Raw genomic sequence first — 19,490 nt, forward strand, 5'->3', positions numbered from 1 at the left:
TCTAGTCCCCTCTCCCCTCCGGGGAGAGGGCTAGGGCGAGGGGCTGGTGGCTATGTCGAGCGCCGCAGTCGACGTCGCCACCTGCCCCGCCTCACCTACTCCTCAAGGGTCCACGCGATCAAGGAATCCCCCAGCTTGGTGCCGAACGAGCCATGCCCGCCGGCCATCTGCACCACGTACTGCTTGCCGGTCTTCTCGGACACGTAGGTCATCGGAGTCGCCTGGCCACCGGCAGGCAGGCGGCCCTTCCACAATTCCTTGCCGTTCTGCAGATCGTAGGCGCGCAGATAGTAATCCAGCGTTCCGCTCATAAAGGCCACTCCACCGGCGGTGACGATCGGCCCGCCCAGTGCTGGCGTACCCACCGGGAAGGGAATGCCCAAGGGTGCACTGTCGCGGCTCGTGCCGTTCTTGTGCATCCAGACCTTCTTCATGCTGCGCAGGTCCAGCGCGGTGACGAAGCCCCATGGCGGCGTTTGGCACGGCAGGCCGACGACCGACATGAACGGCTCCAGCCGCACCATGTACGGCGCACCCAGGTTGGGCTGCAGGCCGGTCTCGCCACCGCCGGTACGCTCATCGGGGTCGACCTCGCTGCGCTTGACCATGGTCGAGATGAAGGCCAGGTAATTCGGCGCGCCGAACAGCAGCTGGCGGCTCGGATCGACCGCCACCGATGGCCAGTTGAAGGTACCCACGTTACCCGGATAGATCAGCGAGCCCTGCTCCGACGGCGGCGTAAAGTCGCCCTCGTAACGCAGCTTGCGGAACTGGATGCGGCACATCATCTGATCCAGCGGCGTGCCGCCCCACATGTCGCGCTCGCGCAGCGGCTCTTGCGGGGCGTAGCTGACGGCCGATGCGGGTTGGGTCGGCGCGGTGAACTCGCCGTAGTCAGTGCCTTGGGGCACGGGCATCTCTTCCACCGGCACGATCGGCTCGCCGGTACGGCGGTCGAGGATGTACAGATCGCCACGCTTGGTCGGCTGGATGATGGCCGGCACCTGACCTTGCGGCCCTTCAATATCCACCAGCGTCGGCTGCGATGGCAGGTCGCGGTCCCATAGGTCATGGTGCACGGTCTGGAATTCCCAGCGCACCTGGCCGGTCGCCAGGTCCAGCGCCACCAGGGTGTCGGTGAAACGCTCGGACTCCGGCGTGCGCGGCTGCGCCCACTGGTCCGGGGTCTGGTTGCCGGTGGGGATGTAGACCAGCCCCAGCGACTCGTCGGCAGTGGCGATGGTCCAGGAGTTCGGCGTGCTGCGCACGTAGGTTTCGCCGGGCGGCAAGGGCTCTGTGGCGTCCGGGTTACCCGGGTCGAAATTCCATACCAGCTCGCCGCTGCGCACGTCGTAGGCGCGAATCACGCCGCCGGGTGAATCCACCGCGCCGTTGTCGGTAATCGAGCCACCGACGATGACCAGCTTCTCGGTCACCACCGGTGGGGAAGTCGGCAGGTAAACGCCCAGAGCGTCCTCACCGAGTCCAGCCTTCAGATCCACCACGCCGGCATTGCCGAAGTCCTCGCAGGGCTTGCCGTCCTCGACGTCCAGCGCGACCAGGGTGCCGTCGTTGGTCGGCAAAAACAGCCTCCGCGCGCAACGCGCTACGGGCTGGTCGGACGGCGCCGTCGCTGCGGGCCCGTAGGCGTTGGCGTCATGGAAGGCCAGGCCACGGCAGGTCATGTGCTGGTAGTACTCGGCATCGCGGTTGATGCTCGGGTCGAAGCGCCAGCGCTCCTCACCGCTGTCGGCATCGACAGCCATGGCAATGCTGTGCGGCGTGCAGATGAACAGATTGTCGCCAACCTTCAACGGCGTCACCTGATAGGTGATCTCGCCGGGGTCACCCTCGCCGGAAAGGTCACCGGTGTGGAACTCCCAAGCCTTTTTCAACTTGCCGACGTTGTCCGGCGTGATCAGATCGGCCGTCGAGTAACGATCGCCGCGGTCGGAGCCGCCGTAGGCTTTCCATTCGCCGGCAACCCTGCCGGCCTGCCCGTCGGGGTTCAAGCCTTGCATCTGCGCGTCGCTGAATTCACCGGTGATCGAGTGGTAATCCTGGGTCAGCGAATACCCTGCGATCAGCGCGCCGGCCAGCAGCCCCAAGCCGAGCAGCCCACTGGCGCCATCACGCCAGACCAGCCGATCGCCCACGTAACGATTGACGAACGGCAGGATCAGCCAGAGCCCGAGGATGCACCAGAGGTCGATGCGCGGCGCTAGCTGCCACCAGTCGAAGCTGACTTCGTACAGCGTCCACGCCAACGTCGCCAGCAGCAGCACCGCGTAGAGCCAGATCGCGGCGCGGCGCCGAGCGAACAACAGCCCGGCTACGCCCAGCAGCCCGATACCGGCCAGCAGGTAATACCAGGAGCCACCCAGCATCGCGAGGTAGCCGCCACCGACCGCCATCAGCGCCCCCAGCAGCAGAACCGCCACGGCGGTCAGGGTGATGCGCATGGGCCGCGGCCCGTAATCGATACTCATGCAACGCTCTCCAGCCGATTCATCTTCAAAACAAAAAGCAAAAAGCTGGCGAAACTTTCTGACACAAAGTCTCGCCAGCTTTTAGTGGATACGATGGGCAGGGCTTTAGTTCAGCGGTTTGGCGACCGCTTACGCCGTTGCCACGACGCTGAGCGGCTGCGTTTCAGGCCGCTTGATCACGGCGTAGATCACCCCGGTCACCAGGCTGCCGGCGAGGATCGCCAGCAGATACAGCAGCGCGTGATTGATGGCGTTGGGGATCAGCAGCACGAACAGACCGCCATGTGGCGCCAGCAGCTTTGCGCCGAAGGCCATGGACAGCGCGCCGGTCAGCGCACCACCGGCGATGCTGGCCGGAATCACCCGCAACGGGTCTTTCGCAGCGAAAGGAATCGCGCCTTCTGAAATGAAGCAGCAGCCCAGCACCAGCGCGGCCTTGCCAGCTTCGCGCTCGGTCTGGGCGAACTTGCGTCGGGCGATCAGCGTGGCGATGCCCATGCCGATTGGCGGCACCATCCCCGCCGCCATGGTGGCGGCCATCGGCGCGTAACTCTGGGACGCGAGCAGCCCGACGGAGAAGGCATAAGCGGCCTTGTTCACCGGCCCGCCAAGGTCGACGCACATCATGGTGCCGAGCAGCAGCCCGAGCAGGATGGCGTTGGAGGTGCCCATGGTGTCGAGGAATTCGGTGAGCCCGGCGAGCATCTTCGCCACCGGCGTGCCGACCACGTAAATCATCACCAGACCGGTTACCAGGCTCGCCAGCAACGGAATGATCAGGATTGGCTTCAGCGATTCGATACTGGCCGGCAATGGAATCCAGCGGCTCACTGCCTTGGCCGCATAACCCGCCACGAAGCCTGCGATTATCCCGCCGATAAAGCCCGCACCGAGGGTGCCGGCCAGCAAGCCGCCGATCATGCCCGGCGCAAGCCCCGGGCGATCCGCGATGGAATAGGCGATATATCCCGCCAGCAGCGGCACCATTAACTGGAAGGCCGTTTCGCCACCGATCTTCATCAGCGCGGCGGCCAGCGTGCCCTCCTCCTTGAATGCCTCGATGCCAAACACGAAGGACAGTGCGATCAACAGACCGCCCGCCACCACCATCGGCAGCATGTAGGACACGCCGGTCAGCAGGTGCTTGTAGACGCCAGCCTTCTCGCCCTTCTGTTCGCCACTTGCGCTGGCAGCGGCGCCTCCAGCGAGCACCACGCCTTCTTCCAGCGCGCGATCCAGGGTCGCATCGGGTTGCTTGAGGGCCACGCCAGTACCGCAGCGAAACACGCGCTTGCCGGCGAAACGGATGACATCCACCTCGATATCCGCAGCCAGCAGCACCACGTCGGCCTCGTCGATGGCGTCCGCTTCCAGCACATTGCGCGCCCCCACCGAGCCGCGGGTTTCAACCTGCAGGTCGTAACCCTTGCGGATCGCCGCCTGCTGCAGGGCCTCCGCGGCCATGAAGGTGTGTGCCACGCCGGTCGGGCAGGCGGTGATGGCCACCAGCTTGGGCTTGCCACTCGTATGCGCGGCATCCGCTTCGTCGGCCTGCTGCAGTTCGCTCGCCGTGTCGGCGGCGCTGCGCAGGAAGGCTTCCGGATCAAGCAGCGCCTCGGATGGCGTGGATTGGGCGACGCGCTTGCCGACGAAGCGTTGCAGCGACAACGGCCCGGTCTTCACCACGACCACCAGATCGGCATTGGCGATCTGCGCGGGCGTCAGCGGCGAGCCGATGGCCTTGGGATCGTGGACTTCCACGGCAGTCGACCAGCCCAGACGATGGGCGGCCGCTTCGAGCAGGCGTGAAGTCAGCACGCTGGTGACCATTCCGTTGGGGCAGGCCGTAACGATGAGAAGATTCATTCCTTCACCTCTTGTTCGATTTATTGGCTCAGCGGCTGGAGCCGGACCCTGGCCTCCAGGTCCGCAAGTCCATCCGTGTCGGTGATGCCAAAGCCGACCTGCCCAACCGCCTGCGCGGCAATGGCGGTGGCGTGTGTGAGGGTGCGCTCGGCCGGCCAGCTTTCCAGCAGACCGTGGAGCATGCCGGCGAGCAGTGAGTCGCCCGCACCAACGGTGCTGACGACCTGAACCTTTGGCGGATTGGCATGCAGCGTGGCGCCTGGCGAGAACCAGCTGACGCCATTGGCGCCCTGCGAAATAACCACGTGCTCGATGCCTTCGCCTTGCAGCCGCCGCGCTTCGGCAACCAGCGCCGACGACCCGCTGAGATCAACGCCACGGGCCTCGGCTAGTTCCTCCTCGTTGGGCTTGATCAGCCACGGCCGGGTCGCCAGCCCGTCACGCAATGCGGCGCCACTTGTATCCAGCGCCACCCGCGCGCCGAGCGCTTTGAGGGTGTTCAGCATCTCCACGAACCACTGGCTGTCGATGCCCCGCGGCAAGCTGCCGGCGACGACCACGAGGTCATGAGCGGGCGCCAGCCGCTGGAGCCGTGTCAGCAACTCCGCGCGCTGCGCCTCGCTCACCTTGAGCCCCGGGCCGTTGATGTCGGTGACCTGCCCGCCCGCTTCGGCCAGTTTGATGTTGCTGCGGGTATCGCCCGGCACGCGGACGAATTCGTCGGCAAATCCACGCGCGGCGAACAGCTGCTCAAAGGCCAGAGGATTGCCCTCGCCGAGAAAGCCGGTGACGGTCAACTGATGGCCGAGGTCGGCCAGCACCTGCGCGACGTTGAGCCCCTTACCGGCGGCATGCACCTGCAGGCTTTCGCTGCGATTGACTTCACCCAGGCGCAGCGCGGACAGCTGCACGGTTAGGTCCAGGGCCGGGTTAAGGGTGACAGTGAGAACACGAGCCATCAGCAGTGCTCCCCGACAAAGGCGCGGACTTCATGGGCGCCGGGCAGCATCAAGGCTTGCTGGGCCAGCCTCTGGCAGGTCGTGAAATCCAGCTCGCGGACCCGCGCCTTCACCAGGGCGATGCTGCGCGCCGAAACGCTCAGTTCGTCCACGCCCAAGCCCACGAGCATCGGTACCGCCAGCGCATCGGCGGCCAGCTCACCACAGACGCCCACCCACTTGCCGTGGGCATGGGCGGCCTCGACGGTCATGCCGATCAGACGCAATACCGCCGGATGCAAGCCGTCGGCCTGGCCGGAGAGCGTCGGATGGCCGCGGTCGATGGCCAGGGTGTACTGGGTCAGGTCGTTGGTGCCGATACTGAAGAAGTCGACTTCCTGCGCCAGCACCGGCGCGATCAGGGCCGCGGATGGGATCTCGATCATGATCCCCACCTGCAGATCAACCACCGGCAGCTCCACGCGCAGGCGATCGACCATGGCCTTGGCGGTGCGCCACTCGTCGATATTGCCGACCATGGGGAACATGATCCGCAGCGGGCGGCCATCGGCCGACGAGAGCAAGGCACGCAGCTGGGTTTCGAGGATGTCCGGGCGCTGCAAACTCAGGCGAATGCCGCGCACGCCGAGGAAGGGATTTTCCTCGGCAGGCATCGGCCAGTACGGCAGCGGTTTGTCCCCGCCGACATCCAGCGTACGTACCACCAAAGGGCGGCCTTCGAGGGCTTCCAGCACGCGGCGGTATTCGGCTTCCTGAGTCGCCTGATCCGGCGCCTGGGAATGGTTCATGAACACCAGCTCGGTGCGCAGCAGGCCGATGCCTTCGGCGCCCATCGCCACTGCTTCCGGGGTTTCGCCGGCCGCGCCGATATTGGCGGCGATCTCGACATGATGACCGTCACGTGTGATGGCCGGCTCCAGGCGACGCTCATTTGCCAAGCGCTTGCGTTCTTCGCGACTGGTGCGTTCGCTGCGGGCCTGCTCCAGCTGCGCCTCGGTCGGCGACACCAGCAATTCACCGCGCTCGCCGTCGAGCAGCAGCAGTGTGTTTGGCGCTAGCCCGAGCACACCCGGCCCGGCACCGACTATCGCCGGAATGCCCAGCGCGCGGGCGATGATGGCGCTGTGGGAGGTCGCACCGCCGCCAGCGGTAAGAATGCCTGCGACGCGCTGGGCGTTGAGAGTGGCGACGTCCGAAGGCGCCACTTCGTCCATCACCAGGATGTAGGGCTCGTCTGGGGCCTGATCGGCTTCCACACCAGTCAGGCAGGCCAGCGCACGGCGACCCACGTCACGCAGGTCGGCGGCCCGCTCGGCCAACAGCTTGTCGTGCAAGGCCTCCTGCTGCTGCGCCGCAATTTCGATTTCCTCCATCCAGGCGGCCTCGGCACTCAAACCTTTTTGTAGGCGCGCCTGGACTTCCTCGCGCAGCGCCGGGTCGCGCAGCATGGCCTGATGGGTGGTGAAGATGTCGCGGATGCTGGCGACCTGACTCTCATCGATCAGCGTGCCGATCTCCGCATGGACCTTGTCCAGCGCCGCATCCAGCCGCTGCAGTTCGATCACCGGAGACTCGCCGCGCTTGGGGTAGTCGATCACCTGCGGCTTGCGTACCAGGACCGGACCGATGGCGATGCCGGGCGCGGCGGCGATGCCGATGACCTGCTCGCCGGCCCGCAAGACGGGCACGTCCTGGGCTGCCTCATTCAGTTGCACGGCCCGCTGCTCCGCCGGCGCCCCGCCGGCCGGCAGCGGCTCGATTTCCTCGCCCAGCCCTTCTTCCACCGCGCGGACCAGCGCCGGCAACGCATCGTCGGCGATCGAGGGCTCGGCGATGAACTCCAGCACCTGGCCGCGATGCGAACCCATCGCCAGCAGCTTGCTCAGGCTCTTGGCCGAAACGCCCGCGCTCTGGCTACCAGCCAGGCGCACGCGGATCTCGCCGGCGAAGGCCTGTGCGACCTCGGTCAGCACCTTGGCCGGGCGTGCATGCAGGCCATGTGCATTGGCCAACGGCACGCGGGCACTCGGCCAGTCTGCCGGCACTTCGCCGCCCAGGGCTTCGAGCACTGTGCGACTGGACGTCGCCTGGCTCAGCTCCTGGCCACGGCCTTCGATCAGCAAATTGCACAGCCGCTCGAGCATGGCCTGATGCGCCTCACCCATGCTGGCCAGCACAAAAAGCCCGTTGAGCGGCTGCCCCTGATGCTCAAGATTCGAGGCTGGCGTGACGAAGGCGAGACCCGGACGCTGCACCGCCTGCTCGCTGCTCAACCACCAGAGACCGTCACCCAGCGGCAGCGCCTGGCCAAGCGGCAGACTGGCGTTGAAACCCGGCTCCACGCACTGCGCGCGCTTGAGCAGCTTGACGCCCTGCCAGGCCAGCTCGTCGAAATCATCCGCAGCGACACCCAGCGAGACCAGCTCGCCATCCAGCGCCAGCGCCTGTGGCGCACCTTGCAGGAGGTCGATGATGGCTTCCGGGCTTTCGGCTTTCTGCAGCGCCTCGCTCAGATCGCCTTCACCCAATGCTCGGGTCAGCAGCTGTAGCAGCCGCAGGTGCTCATCCGAACGCGCGGCAATACCGATCGCCAGATACACCAGCTGGCCATTACCCCAATCCACCCCGGCTGGGAAATGCAGTAGCCGTACGCCGGTGGTGAACACCTGATCGCGGGTTTCCGGTGTGCCATGAGGGATCGCGATGCCCTGCCCGAGAAAGGTCGAGCCCTGCGCTTCACGCGCACGCAGCCCGTCCAGATAACCCGGCGCGACCAGCCCGTCGGCGACCAGAACTTCACCCAGCAGGGCCAGCGCCGCTGGCTTGTCCGCCGCGGCCTGATGCATGTGGATGTGCTGTGCATTCAACTCAAGCATGGAGAACTCCTGCGGGGGCTCGCGATTGTTGTGGCCGACGGTCAAGCCGGCTTTGCCCGAATCCTGGGCTGGCGCTTCAGACCGAAACACTGCTGAAACGTTTCACCTAAGGCTGGCACATTACGCAATATTGGGTAATTCTAGAAGCCCGAGTTCATACCACCCGTCTCAGGACCCTCTGTTGAAACTGACCGACATCGCCCGCCTCGCCAACGTTTCGGTAACCACCGCCAGCTATGTGCTCAATGGCAAGGCCGCGCAGCGCCGTATCAGCGCGGCCACGGTCGAGCGGGTGATGGCCGTGGCCGAACAGCAGGGCTTTCAGCTCGACCAGCAGGCGGCTGGCCTGCGTCGCGGGCAGTCGCGCACCCTCGGCTTCATCGTTCCGGATCTGGAAAACCCCAGCTATGCGCGTCTGGCCAAACTGCTCGAGCAGCGCGCGCGGCAGCGCGGCTACCAGCTGCTGATCGCCGGCACCGACGACGAGCCGGATACCGAGCGCCAGGTCATCCAGCTGCTGCGCTCGCGCCGCTGCGATGCGCTGATCGTCGCTAGCTGCCTACCAGCCGACGACCAGAGCTATCGCAAGGTGCAGGCGGCTGGCACGCCGGTGATCGCCCTCGACCGTGCGCTGGACGCCGAGCACTTCTGCTCGGTGGTCAGCGATGATTGCGAAGCGGCCGCCCTGCTCACCCGCTCGCTGGCAGTTCCGGCCGCCGCCCATATCGCCCTGATCAGCGCACGCCCGGCATTGCCCATCAGTCAGCAGCGCGAGGAAGGTTTTCGCCAGGCACTGTCGCAGCACAGCGGTCAGGTCAGCATCCTGCAGGCCGAACAGTTCAGCCGTGCGTGCGGCCGTGAACAGATGCTCGCCCTGCTCGAGCGCGGCCCGCTGCCCGATGCGCTGATCACCACCGCCTACGTCTTGCTCGAAGGCGTCTTCGATGCGCTGCGCGAGCGGAACCTGCTGTGGCCGGAGCAGCTGCGGCTGGCGACCTTTGGTGACGCGCAATTGCTGGATTTCCTGCCGATCCGGGTCAATGCGATTTCCCAGCAGCACGAGCAGATCGCCGAGCAAACCCTGGAACAGGCAATCCGCGCCATCGAGCAGGGCGATTACCGTCCCGGCGTGATCGCCATCGAGCGTGAGCTGAAAGTGCGGCGTCTCTGATCCGCCCCTTGCGGGCGCTGCCGCGCTGGCGGAAGCTTGTCGTCTTTCGAACACGCCCACCCTCCCAGATGAACATCGAACAGATCACCCAACGCCTGCACGCGATCCGCGATCAGAACGACTGGCAGCGCTTTCACAGCCCCAAGAATCTCGCCATGGCCGCCAGCGTGGAAATGGCCGAGCTGGTGGAAATCTTCCAGTGGCAGACCGAGGACGAGTCGCGCCAGCTCTCAGCCGACAAACTTGAGCATGCCGGTCAGGAAGTCGGCGACATCCTCATGTACCTGCTCTTGATGTGCAGCGAGCTGGGCATCGATATGGAACAGGCGCTGCTGGCCAAGCTGGCTGACAACGAGCGGCGGTTCGCCCGATGAGCGACCGGCATTTCGACGAGCTGGCGACGCGCTTCGCCGAGAAGATCTACGGCGGCGCCAAAGGCGCGATCCGCCTTGCCGTGCTGCAGGCCGACCTGACGGAAGCCCTGCCGCAACGGCCACTGCGGGTGCTGGATATCGGCGCCGGCCTCGGCCATATGAGTCTGTGGCTGGCTCAGCAGGGCCATGATGTGACCCTGGCAGAACCGGCAGAGCCGATGCTGGAAGGCGCGCGCAAACAGTTTGCCGCAACCGGCCAGCAGGCAACCTTCATTCAGGCGCCCTGGCAGACAGTCGAAAGCCAGGTCGAGGGCCGCTTCGATCTGGTGATCTGCCACGCGGTACTGGAATGGCTGGCCGAGCCCCAGGCGATCCTGCCGGTGCTGCATCGTCTGACATCGGCCGATGGCTGGCTATCGCTGGCCTTCTACAACCGCGACGCGTTGATCTACCGCAACCTGCTCAAGGGCCATTTCAAGAAGCTGCGCAGCCAGACCTATGCCGGCGAGCGCCAGAGCCTGACGCCTCAGCAGCCGCTGGACCCACGCGAGCTGGCAGCGCAACTCGCACCGCACTGGCAGGTCGAAACAACCAGTGGCGTGCGCGTATTCCATGACTACATGCCCGCCGATTTCCAGGCCCGCACCGAGCCTGCCGAACTGATCGAGATGGAACTGGCCTACCGCCGCCATCCGCAATTTGCCGGTCTCGGGCGCTACCTGCACTGGATGTGTCGGCCGCTCTGAGCCGACCGGGAGGTACCGATGTCGATCCGCGCCATGCTGCCGGTGCTCTGCCTGGGCCTTGCAGCCTGCCAGAGCCAGAACCCCTATACCGACGAATCCGCGCCGATTCCTCCGGCGCCACCTATCGAGCAGATCCAGTCACCGGTCTATCCGGCGGCACCACGGGACTTCTCGAGCTACCAGAACTGGAGCTGGCAAGCACCACCGGCCGGCACCGCGTCGATCACCGGTGAGGAGCTGCAGGAAATGGTCGCCGGCGCGCTCGATCAACTCGGCTTGCGCCCTGCGCAGGCCGAGCGCAAGGGCGAGCTGTTGATCAGCGCCCGCGCCAGCAAGGAGACCCGCATTCGGCAGACTTACGATGATTACGGCCCGCATGTCGGCGCAGGCCGCTACGGTGGCGGCTACGGATACGGCTCAGGTTATGGCGTGGGGACGAGCGTACCCATCGTGCGTAACTACGAGGAAGAGGTGCTCTCGGTGCGTATCGAGATGTTCGACGCGGCTTCCGGCCAATCGATCTGGAGCAATCGCGCCGAAGCACGTAGCGGCGGTAGCCGCGCCAAGCAGCAGGATGCGCTGCGCGAGGCAGTGCAGCGGGCGCTGGCGGACTACCCGCCGCGCTGAGCGTGACAGCGATGCAGACTCAGCACCGCGCCGAGGCCTAGACTGAACAGATTCCACCCCCGGAGAACGATCATGTTGCGCTGCCTGTTGCTGATACCTCTGCTCTTCGCGCTCGCCGCCTGCCAGGGCCCGCAGGTGCAGCGCGATTTCGATCCGACGCGGGATTTCTCGGCCTATCGGGCCTGGAGCTGGCAGGAACCGGCGCTGCAGTACCGGCCTGACGATCCACGAATCAAAAGCGACCTCACCGAACAACGCATCCGCGCGGCGATCGCCGAACAGCTCGATCAGCAGGGACTGCGTCCCGCCGCGGCCGGCCAAGCGGCGGACCTCAAGGTGCAGGCCTGGTACATCGTCGACCAGCGTACCCAGCAGTACACGACCACCTCCGGCGCCTGGGGCAATCCCTGGTACGGCTACTGGGGTGGGCCGATGTTCACCGACACCCGCACCATCGACTACCAGGTCGGCACGCTGCAGATCGACCTGTATGACGCCGCTGACGGCAAACTGGTCTGGCGCGGCAGCGCCGAGCAGACCCTGAGCAACCGCCAGGGCACCCCCGAGCAGCGCGCCGGCAGCATGCGCGAGCTGGTGACACGGGTGCTGTCGCAATACCCGCCGCGCTGAGCCAAGCGCGGCGAACCGCTGTCCCGCTATGGCGAGTCGTATCCCGGCTCGCCATACTGTCGCGCCCTGATTCCGGAGATCCGAAATGCCTGCCGTTGCCTGGTGGTTACTCACCCTTCCGTTCATTGCCGGCGCGATGCTGCCGCTGCAGGCCGGAATCAACGGCCAGGTCGCGCGTCACCTCGGCAACGTGATGGGCGCGGCACTGCTTTCGTTTACCGTGGGCACACTGGCGCTGTTCGTCATCGTGGCAGTCCAGCGCGATATCCCGGCGTTGCAGACGCTCAAAGGCCTGCACTGGTGGCACTGGTGTGGTGGGCTGCTGGGGGCCTTTTTCATCGCCACGGCCGCCTTCGCCGCACCGCGCACGGGAGCGCTGCTGTTCATGGCGCTATTGCTGGCCGGCCAGCTGTTCGTCGCCTTGCTGCTGGATCACTTCGGCTGGGCCGGCTTTCGCCAGTCCAGCATCAGCTTCGGCAAGGTCTCCGGTCTGCTGCTGATCTTCGCCGGCGTCTGGCTGATCCAGCGCGGCTAGCAGGTGCGCGGCGGGCGTCACTCGTGCTCGAAGGCGTAGAACAGGTTGGGCTCGCTGACCAGGTAGAGATTGCCCTGTGCATCGAAGGTCATCCCTTCGGCCTGCGGCACGCTGCGCTCGAGTCCGGCAAACCCGCTCCAGAGCGAGCGGAAGCTGACCAGCTCGCCCTCGGCATCGAGTTCCAGCATCATCTTCGCCTCGTCGCTGAGCAGCACCAGATGGCCGGTACGCTCGTCGAAGTGCACCGAGGACAGATCACTGGCCATGTCCAGCTTCTCAATCCAGGCCTCACGGTCGATGATCTTGATGTCCATGTCACCTGCCAGACTGCGCTTGATGCCCTGGATCTCGTAGAGCTTGCGCGGTGAGTGCTCCTTGACCACGAACAGCCGATCACCGGCGCGGTCGTACCCGACGCCCTCGAAACCGGTATTGTCCTCGTCGTTCAGGGCCAGAGTGATGGAGCGGGCGTCGGTACGCTGCAGCGGCCCGGCAATCTTGGGAACCTGCACGAGCAACAGCGACTGCTTGCGCTCCTCGGTCAACACAAGCAGGTCATCACCCAGATAGGTCACGCCCTCGACGTCCTGGAACCCGCGCAGCGGGTAGCGCGCGAGGAAGCCGCCATCCTTGTCCAGCGCCAGCAGCTCTTCGGGGTTATTGACGACGCCCCAGAGATGATCGCGGCGTTCGTCATAGGTCAGCCCGGAAAGATTGTCTTCCACCGTGGCTACCTGCAGCGCGTCGATCTTCACCCGGTATTCGGGTAGCCAGAGGCTGTGCCTTTCCCAGCTGCTTTCATGCCAAGTGGTTTTCAGCGTATAGAACAGCCGCTCGTCCAGATGAGTGGCGGTGACAACGTAGAGCAGGCCGAAAAAGACGCAGCCATAGGCCCAGGCGGGGCGCAGTGTCTTGATTCGTTCCAGGCGCGCTCTGGCAATGGCCAGCATCGTTGGTCTTCTCGTTCTGGGAATGGTAGGCAGGCTGCCTGGCGCTTGTTGCAGTTGCATGAAGGTCGGGAACGCATGATGCGCTAAGGACTCACAGCGACATTCCGACCGCCTCCTGCCCTGGTGGTTCCAGTGCAGCGGCGACCGTTCGGAACTCTCGGGCGCACTCGAGAGCCCAATGCCCAGAGCCGTGCTTGGGCACCGCAATCGAACGTTCAGGAGAGTGATACATGCGGGTAGAAGGATTCTTCGAATGGCTGGGACAGGCGCTGGGCGCGGTCATACGTTTCATCGTCGAGGCGCTGGGCGACCTCTTCGGCCTGTTTGCCAGGGCCGGACACAATTTCCTCGAGGGGTTGTCGCGTACGCTGGGCATGGACCGCTCGCTGATCAGCCTGGTAGCACTGGCGATCGGCCTGCTGTTGCTGGTTGCGGCGGTCCGCGCGTTCTTTCGCGGCTCGATCATCGGCGGGCTGATCTGGCTGTTCCTCGGGCTGTGGCTGCTGAGCTGGTTGATTCACTGACGCGCAGCCTAAAGCTCGGACTTTCCCTCTTTCATTGCATGCCACGTATAGTGCCGGGCCGTCCCGGAGGCCCGTAATGTCCAGCATGCTTGCCGCCTGGCGCCACGCCCCAACCCACAGCAAGGTGTGGGCGCTGGCGGCGCCGATGATCCTGTCGAACCTATCCGTTCCGCTGGTCGCACTGGTGGACAGCAGCGTGATCGGCCATCTGCCGCACGCGCATCAGCTGGGCGCAGTGGCGGTCGGCGGTAGCCTGTATACGCTGCTGGTGTGGGTGATGGGCTTTCTGCGCATGGGCACGACGGGCTTCGCCGCCCAGGCCGCTGGTCGCAACGACGGCGGCGCCCTTCGCCAGATCTTGTTACAGGGATTGCTGCTGGCCCTGGGTTTCGCGCTGTTGCTCGGGGTGCTCGGCGTGCCGCTGAAAGGCGCGGCCCTGCAGCTCATGCAGCCCTCGGCCGAACTGGACGAACTCACCCGTGATTATTTCCACACGCGGCTGTTCGGCCTGCCGGCGGCGCTGGCCAGCTATGCGCTGATCGGCTGGTTCCTCGGCACGCAGAACGCTCGCGCGCCCCTGGCCATCCTGCTGACCACCAATCTGATCAACGTGGCGCTGGACCTGTGGTTCGTGCTCGGCCTCGACTGGGGCGTGACCGGCGCCGCACGCGCCTCGGTGATCGCCGAATGGAGCGGCGCGCTGCTCGGCCTGGCGCTCACCCGCAAGGCGCTGGCCCGCTATCCCGGTCGAGTCGATACCCGCGCGCTGCGCCGCTGGTTGAGCTGGCGGCCGCTGATGGCGGTCAACCGCGACATCTTCCTGCGCTCGCTGGCGCTGCAACTGGTGTTCTTCCTGGTGACTGTCCAGGGCACCCGCCTGGGTGATGCGACGGTCGCCGCCAACGCCCTGCTGCTCAATGGCCTGCTGCTGACCGCGCACGCCCTCGACGGACTGGCGCATGCCGTGGAAGCCTTGAGCGGGCATGCCATCGGTGCCCGCGACCGCAACGCGCTGCAGCGGGTGATGGTGGTCGCCGGGGGCTGGTCGCTGCTGGCCAGCGTCGCCTTCGGCTTGTTCTTCCTGCTTGGCGGCCATCTATTTATCCAGCTGCAGACCGACATTCCCGAGGTCCGCGCGACCGCGCTGATCTACCTGCCCTATCTGGCGGCGTTGCCGCTGATTGCGGTCTGGAGCTATCTGCTCGACGGGTTGTTCATCGGTGCAACCCGCGCGCGGGAGATGCGCAACAGCATGCTCCTGGCGGTAGGCCTGACGCTGCCACTGGGCTGGCTGCTGCAAGGGCTTGGCAATCACGGCTTGTGGCTGGCGTTTCTGAGCTTCATGCTGATGCGCGGCGTCTGCCTGGGCGTGCTCGCTCAGCGCCTGCAGCGCCGCGGAGCCTGGTTTAACATGGGCGCGCCGAGCACCACACACTCCGAAGGACACTGAACATGGCCTACGCCATCGCCGCCTACCTGCATTTTCTGGCGATATTCCTGCTCTTTGCCCTGCTGCTGCTGGAGCACCAGCTGTTCCGTCAGCCGCTGACGCTGGAGCGAGCGCGCAGCCTGTTCCGTATCGACATCGCCTTCGGTATCACCGCGGCGGCGGTACTGGCCAGCGGAGCGGCCCGGGCCATCCTCTATGGCAAAGGCCTGGACTACTACCTGAAGAACAGCCTGTTCCACGCCAAGATCGGCCTGTTCGTGGTGGTCGCGGTGCTCTCCATCTATCCGACCCTGACGTTCCTGCGCTGGCGCCCGGCCTTGTCCGCAGGCCAGGCACCGATCATCTCGGACAGCAGCGCCAGGTGGGTCAAGCTGACCATCCGCCTGGAGCTGCTGCTACTCCTGCTGATCCCCTTGCTGGCGTCGCTGATGGCACGGGGCTTTGGCGTAATGCCCGGCTGACGCCGGGCTCGCGGCTCAAGGCGTCAGATAGGACGAGCGCGTCAGCCCCAGACGCAACGCGTCGATGTACTGGGTGCGCTCCTTGGCACTCAGCTTGGCGCTGGCGACCTTGTCGCGGTAATAGGTCATCAGCTCCTCGGGCGACAGGTGCACGTAGCGCAGCATGTCCTCGATGGTGTCGTGGGTCTCGATACCGGCGTGGTAGTAGCTGCCGTCCTCACGCTGATAGACGTTCACCGAGTCGGTATCGCCGAACAGGTTGTGCATGTCGCCGAGAATCTCCTGATAGGCACCGACCAGGAACACGCCGAGGAAGTACTCCTCGCCAGGCGCGACCTCGTGCACCGGCATGCTGCTTTCGATGCTCTGCTCGTCGACGTAGTGCTTGATCTTGCCATCCGAGTCGCAGGTCAGGTCCTGCAGCACAGCGCGCCGCACCGGCTCCTCGCTCAGCCGCTGCAGCGGCACGATCGGCAGGATCTGGTCGATCGCCCAGGTGTCCGGCAGGCTCTGGAATACCGAGAAGTTGCAGATGTACTTGTCCGCCAGCTTGTCGTTGAGCTCGTCGAGCACCGCCCGATGCGAGCGCTGACGGGCCTTGAGCTGGTTGTACAGGCGGCGGCAGATGGCGAAGTAGCTCTGCTCGGCCAGTGCCTTCTGCGCCAGCGTCAGCTTGCCGGAGGCGTACTGCGCGCTGGACTCGCTCATGTAGTGGGTAGCGCGCCAATAGGTCTCGGTGACCATTTCCGGGTCGGTCGGTCCGAGCAGGTCGGCCAGCGACTGCACGATCTCCGGCAGTTCGTCGTAGTTGTCGATCACCGGCAGCTCATCGTTGTGCCGCTCGACGTCGGTGACCTGCATGACCAACACCGCATGATGCGCCGTCATGGCACGCCCGCTTTCGGAGAAGATGTTCGGGTGCGGCAGCCCCTGTGCCTCGCAGAACTCCTTGAGCATGCCGACCACGGTACCGGCGTACTCGTCGATGTCGTAGTTGATCGAGCTGGCATTGCGCGAGTGGGTGCCGTCGTAGTCGACCCCCAGTCCGCCGCCCACATCGATGTAATCCACCGGCAGGTTCAACGCCCGTAGCTCGGCGTAGTAACGAATCGCCTCACGGAAGCCCTGACGATAGTCGGCCAGATTGGCGATCTGCGAACCCATGTGGAAGTGCAGCAAGCGAATGCCCTGATCCATTTCTGCGGCGCGGAAGCGTTCGATCACCGAGAGCAACTGCGCTGCGGACAAGCCGAACTTGGAACGCTCGCCACCGGTATCGGCCCATTTAGACGATGCCAGCGACGACAGGCGCACTCGCAGGCCGACCTGCGGGGTCAGCTTGAGCTCGTTGGCCTCCTCGATCACCAGTCCGACCTCGGACTCCTTCTCGATGACGATGAACACCTTGTGGCCGAGCTTCTGACCCATCAGCGCCAGGCGGATGAACTCGCGGTCCTTGTAGCCATTGCAGACGATGGTGCCGCCCTTCGGTGCCAGCGCCAGCACGGCCATCAGCTCCGGCTTGGAACCTGCCTCCAGGCCGATGGAAACGTTCTGCGTGGCGATGATGTTCTCCACCACCGCTTCCTGCTGGTTGACCTTGATCGGGTACAACGCGGTGTACTTGCCGGCGTACTCCATGCGCTCGATGTTGGCATCGAAGGCGCCGGTCAGGCGCCGCACGCGGTCCTGCAGGATGCCGGGGAAACGCACCAGCAGCGGCAGCGACAGTCCCGCCTCGCGCAATTGCTCGATCAGCCCGTTGAACTCGATCGGCTCACCGCTCGGCCCCTGCGGGCGCACTTCGACATTGCCCTGATCGTTGATCGCGAAATACCCAGCGCCCCAGTGGCGGATACCGTAAATGCTGCGGCTATCGGCAGCGGTCCACTGACTACCGTCGTCTTTACGTGTGCGTCGTACAGGCATCAAGGCCTCCCGGAAGAAATTGAGTGTTTCGCAGCGAGCAGAACCGCGCGGCGAAGGCTATGCGGCTTCGACAGCCGATATGCGGAAAATGGTGAAAATCGGTGGAGGTGTCACATCGGTGCTCAGCCACCGGACTTCTTAGCCTTGAAGCCACGCTTGCTCAGCTCGTCGATCAGCAGCTGAACGTGATCGCCCTGAATCTCGATGACGCCATCCTTCAGCGCACCACCCGTGCCGCAGCGACGTTTCAGTGCGCTGGCAAGTTCCTTGAGATCGGTCTCGGGCAAGGGAACGCCACTGATGGTCGTCACCGTCTTGCCGCCTCGGCCCTTGCTCTCGCGGCGCACCCGCGCAATGCCGTCGCCTTCGGGCAGAACGCTCTGTTTGCAGATGCAACTACCCAGCGGTTGACTGCACTCGGGACAATGCCGACCGGCATCGGTGGAATAAACCAGCCCGCTCAGGCCGGCCAGGGAAGTGGTTTTCTTCGCCACACAAACCTCACTCACCAATCTGGCTCTGCCTGGCAGAGCCGAAGTGCCGGCTAATTTACCAGCAATGCGAGTTGGTAGCAGAACAGAGTCCGGGCGACACATATGAAACCCGGACTGCTCGTGAAACCGGAGTACCGCGAAGGGCCGATCAGCTCTTCTGATCGGCGATACGTCCGGCCGGCGCATAAGGCGACGGATCCACGATCGGCGCCTGCTCAAGCATCAGATCGACAAGCAGCTGACAGGACGCCGGCGCCAGCACCAACCCGTTGCGGAAGTGCCCGCAGTTCAGCCACAGCCCGTCGAAACCGCTCACCTGCCCTATATAAGGCACGCCGTCCGGCGAACCGGGTCGCAGACCTGCCCAGTGCTTGACCACTTGCGCATCGGCCAGCGCCGGTAGCAGCTCGATCGCTGTTGCCCTCAGGCTTTCCAGCGCGTCTTCGGTCGGCGTCTTGTCGAAGCCGACATCTTCCAGCGTGCTGCCAACCAGAATATGGCCGTCGCGCCGCGGAATCGCATAGCGCCGCTTGGCCAGCACCATGCTCGGCAGGAAGTCCTCCGCGCACTTGAATAGAATCATCTGCCCCTTCATCGGCTTGACCGGAATCTCCAGCCCCAGCGTCGCCAGCAGCTGTGCGCTCCAGGCGCCAGCAGCCACTACAACCTGATCCGCTCGCATCTCGCCCTGCGCTGTCTGCACGCCCACGATACGCGTACCGTCGCGGAGGAAACCCTCGACCGCGCACTGCTCGATCACAGTCACATTCGGCAGCTGCCGCAGCGCTTCGCGCAAGGCGCGCAACAGACGAGGATTGCGAATGTTGGCAACACCCTCCATGTAGACGGCGCGCTCGTAACCCTCAGCCAGCGAAGGCACTGCCTGGCGCACGGTCTCCATCGACACCGACGTCAGCGGCCGGCCATAACGCTCAGCCCAACTCAGCGCCTCCGCCTCGTCATGTAGATCCAGCCAGTAAAGGCCGGTGACATGCACCTCGGGGTCCACCCCCGTCTCTTCCAGAAGCCGCTCGCCAAGCTGCGGATAGAAATCCTGCGACCAATGCGCCAGCGCCGTGACTGCTGGGCTATAACGCCACGGATACAACGGCGACACGATCCCGCCGCCGGCCCAGGAAGCTTCGCGACCAACATCGCCCGACTCCAGCAGCAACACCGACGTGCCTGCCTGAGCCAGGCGATAGGCGGACAACAACCCGATGACACCGCCACCGACAACGATCACTTCTTGATTCACATGCCTCTCCAACCATCTGGTTCACATTTCTGCCCGTCCTCACTTGGACTGACGGGCAGGCTGCTTTAAAAGAGCGTCGTGTATCTCGCGAACGCCAATACACATAAAGCAGCCAGGACGGCTGAGCATCATACGTGCAAAGGAACCGCAC

Annotated in this window: 17 protein-coding genes; 9 read left to right on the forward strand and 8 right to left on the reverse strand. The window is 65.0% G+C overall.

The window, feature by feature from the left end:
- Positions 1 to 95 precede the first annotated feature (95 nt).
- The 4 genes from LLJ08_RS16220 to ptsP all read right to left on the reverse strand — a co-directional run bounded on the left by LLJ08_RS16220 (position 96) and on the right by ptsP (position 8,190).
- Positions 96 to 2,489, reverse strand: coding sequence for a membrane-bound PQQ-dependent dehydrogenase, glucose/quinate/shikimate family (locus LLJ08_RS16220; protein WP_228207469.1), 2,394 nt, complete (start codon positions 2,487 to 2,489; stop codon positions 96 to 98).
- Between the two features lie 129 nt (positions 2,490 to 2,618).
- Positions 2,619 to 4,355, reverse strand: coding sequence for a PTS fructose-like transporter subunit IIB (locus LLJ08_RS16225; protein WP_228207470.1), 1,737 nt, complete (start codon positions 4,353 to 4,355; stop codon positions 2,619 to 2,621).
- 20 nt (positions 4,356 to 4,375) lie between these two features.
- On the reverse strand, positions 4,376 to 5,314 hold the full coding sequence (gene pfkB, locus LLJ08_RS16230; protein WP_228207471.1) for a 1-phosphofructokinase: 939 nt from the start codon (positions 5,312 to 5,314) through the stop codon (positions 4,376 to 4,378).
- A complete protein-coding gene (gene ptsP / locus LLJ08_RS16235) occupies positions 5,314 to 8,190 on the reverse strand; it encodes a phosphoenolpyruvate--protein phosphotransferase (protein WP_228207472.1) in 2,877 nt (958 codons plus the stop codon). Before ptsP ends, pfkB begins: the two co-directional genes overlap by 1 nt.
- Before the next feature lie 181 nt (positions 8,191 to 8,371).
- Between ptsP and cra the strand changes: the two genes are divergently transcribed.
- From cra to LLJ08_RS16265, 6 genes are all read left to right on the forward strand, one after another.
- Positions 8,372 to 9,361, forward strand: a complete 990-nt coding sequence (cra, locus tag LLJ08_RS16240) for a catabolite repressor/activator (RefSeq protein WP_003302195.1) — start codon at positions 8,372 to 8,374, stop codon at positions 9,359 to 9,361.
- 68 nt (positions 9,362 to 9,429) lie between these two features.
- Positions 9,430 to 9,735 (forward strand): nucleotide pyrophosphohydrolase, encoded by a 306-nt coding sequence (locus LLJ08_RS16245; RefSeq protein WP_003302193.1) that lies wholly within the window; start codon positions 9,430 to 9,432, stop codon positions 9,733 to 9,735.
- On the forward strand, positions 9,732 to 10,481 hold the full coding sequence (locus LLJ08_RS16250; protein WP_228207473.1) for a methyltransferase domain-containing protein: 750 nt from the start codon (positions 9,732 to 9,734) through the stop codon (positions 10,479 to 10,481). The genes LLJ08_RS16245 and LLJ08_RS16250 overlap by 4 nt, the downstream gene beginning before the upstream one ends.
- A gap of 18 nt (positions 10,482 to 10,499) precedes the next feature.
- Complete coding sequence (locus LLJ08_RS16255; protein ID WP_228207474.1) at positions 10,500 to 11,108, forward strand: DUF4136 domain-containing protein; 609 nt, start codon at positions 10,500 to 10,502, stop codon at positions 11,106 to 11,108.
- 72 nt (positions 11,109 to 11,180) lie between these two features.
- Positions 11,181 to 11,738, forward strand: coding sequence for a DUF4136 domain-containing protein (locus LLJ08_RS16260; protein ID WP_228207475.1), 558 nt, complete (start codon positions 11,181 to 11,183; stop codon positions 11,736 to 11,738).
- Positions 11,739 to 11,823: 85 nt separating this feature from the next.
- Complete coding sequence (locus LLJ08_RS16265) at positions 11,824 to 12,273, forward strand: DMT family transporter (protein ID WP_003302186.1); 450 nt, start codon at positions 11,824 to 11,826, stop codon at positions 12,271 to 12,273.
- A 17-nt stretch (positions 12,274 to 12,290) separates the two neighbouring features.
- Here LLJ08_RS16265 and LLJ08_RS16270 read toward each other — a convergent pair whose 3' ends face one another.
- Positions 12,291 to 13,223 carry an SdiA-regulated domain-containing protein gene (locus LLJ08_RS16270; protein WP_228207476.1) on the reverse strand — a complete coding sequence of 311 codons (933 nt, stop codon included), beginning with the start codon at positions 13,221 to 13,223 and terminating at the stop codon, positions 12,291 to 12,293.
- Between the two features lie 230 nt (positions 13,224 to 13,453).
- On the opposite strand from LLJ08_RS16270, the gene LLJ08_RS16275 reads away from it, so the two are divergent.
- The 3 genes from LLJ08_RS16275 (at position 13,454) to LLJ08_RS16285 (ending at position 15,658) form a co-directional block, all read left to right on the forward strand.
- Entirely contained in the window at positions 13,454 to 13,747 is a 294-nt protein-coding gene (locus tag LLJ08_RS16275; protein WP_228207477.1) for a hypothetical protein, read from the forward strand.
- 76 nt (positions 13,748 to 13,823) lie between these two features.
- A complete protein-coding gene (locus LLJ08_RS16280; RefSeq protein ID WP_228207478.1) occupies positions 13,824 to 15,197 on the forward strand; it encodes an MATE family efflux transporter in 1,374 nt (457 codons plus the stop codon).
- A gap of 2 nt (positions 15,198 to 15,199) precedes the next feature.
- Entirely contained in the window at positions 15,200 to 15,658 is a 459-nt protein-coding gene (locus LLJ08_RS16285) for a DUF2214 family protein (RefSeq protein WP_041014872.1), read from the forward strand.
- 15 nt (positions 15,659 to 15,673) lie between these two features.
- Here the strand turns inward: LLJ08_RS16285 and speA are convergent, their stop codons facing one another.
- From speA to thiO, 3 genes are all read right to left on the reverse strand, one after another.
- Positions 15,674 to 17,587, reverse strand: a complete 1,914-nt coding sequence (gene speA / locus LLJ08_RS16290; RefSeq protein ID WP_014821432.1) for an arginine decarboxylase — start codon at positions 17,585 to 17,587, stop codon at positions 15,674 to 15,676.
- 122 nt (positions 17,588 to 17,709) lie between these two features.
- On the reverse strand, positions 17,710 to 18,081 hold the full coding sequence (locus tag LLJ08_RS16295) for a translation initiation factor Sui1 (protein ID WP_042927694.1): 372 nt from the start codon (positions 18,079 to 18,081) through the stop codon (positions 17,710 to 17,712).
- Positions 18,082 to 18,229: 148 nt separating this feature from the next.
- On the reverse strand, positions 18,230 to 19,339 hold the full coding sequence (gene thiO / locus LLJ08_RS16300) for a glycine oxidase ThiO (protein ID WP_228207479.1): 1,110 nt from the start codon (positions 19,337 to 19,339) through the stop codon (positions 18,230 to 18,232).
- Between the last annotated feature and the right edge of the window lie 151 nt (positions 19,340 to 19,490).

It is taken from the genome of Stutzerimonas chloritidismutans, from assembly GCF_020783375.1.
GTDB lineage: Bacteria > Pseudomonadota > Gammaproteobacteria > Pseudomonadales > Pseudomonadaceae > Stutzerimonas > Stutzerimonas kunmingensis.

Coding starts and splice junctions, on each gene's coding strand:
- LLJ08_RS16225 (WP_228207470.1), bottom strand. CDS start 4,355: ATGAATCTTCTCATCGTTACGGCCTGCCCCAACGGAATGGTCACCAGC.
- LLJ08_RS16275 (WP_228207477.1), top strand. CDS start 13,454: ATGCGGGTAGAAGGATTCTTCGAATGGCTGGGACAGGCGCTGGGCGCG.
- LLJ08_RS16265 (WP_003302186.1), top strand. CDS start 11,824: ATGCCTGCCGTTGCCTGGTGGTTACTCACCCTTCCGTTCATTGCCGGC.
- LLJ08_RS16270 (WP_228207476.1), bottom strand. CDS start 13,223: ATGCTGGCCATTGCCAGAGCGCGCCTGGAACGAATCAAGACACTGCGC.
- speA (WP_014821432.1), bottom strand. CDS start 17,587: ATGCCTGTACGACGCACACGTAAAGACGACGGTAGTCAGTGGACCGCT.
- LLJ08_RS16285 (WP_041014872.1), top strand. CDS start 15,200: ATGGCCTACGCCATCGCCGCCTACCTGCATTTTCTGGCGATATTCCTG.
- pfkB (WP_228207471.1), bottom strand. CDS start 5,314: ATGGCTCGTGTTCTCACTGTCACCCTTAACCCGGCCCTGGACCTAACC.
- LLJ08_RS16255 (WP_228207474.1), top strand. CDS start 10,500: ATGTCGATCCGCGCCATGCTGCCGGTGCTCTGCCTGGGCCTTGCAGCC.
- LLJ08_RS16280 (WP_228207478.1), top strand. CDS start 13,824: ATGTCCAGCATGCTTGCCGCCTGGCGCCACGCCCCAACCCACAGCAAG.
- LLJ08_RS16245 (WP_003302193.1), top strand. CDS start 9,430: ATGAACATCGAACAGATCACCCAACGCCTGCACGCGATCCGCGATCAG.
- LLJ08_RS16220 (WP_228207469.1), bottom strand. CDS start 2,489: ATGAGTATCGATTACGGGCCGCGGCCCATGCGCATCACCCTGACCGCC.
- LLJ08_RS16260 (WP_228207475.1), top strand. CDS start 11,181: ATGTTGCGCTGCCTGTTGCTGATACCTCTGCTCTTCGCGCTCGCCGCC.
- ptsP (WP_228207472.1), bottom strand. CDS start 8,190: ATGCTTGAGTTGAATGCACAGCACATCCACATGCATCAGGCCGCGGCG.
- LLJ08_RS16250 (WP_228207473.1), top strand. CDS start 9,732: ATGAGCGACCGGCATTTCGACGAGCTGGCGACGCGCTTCGCCGAGAAG.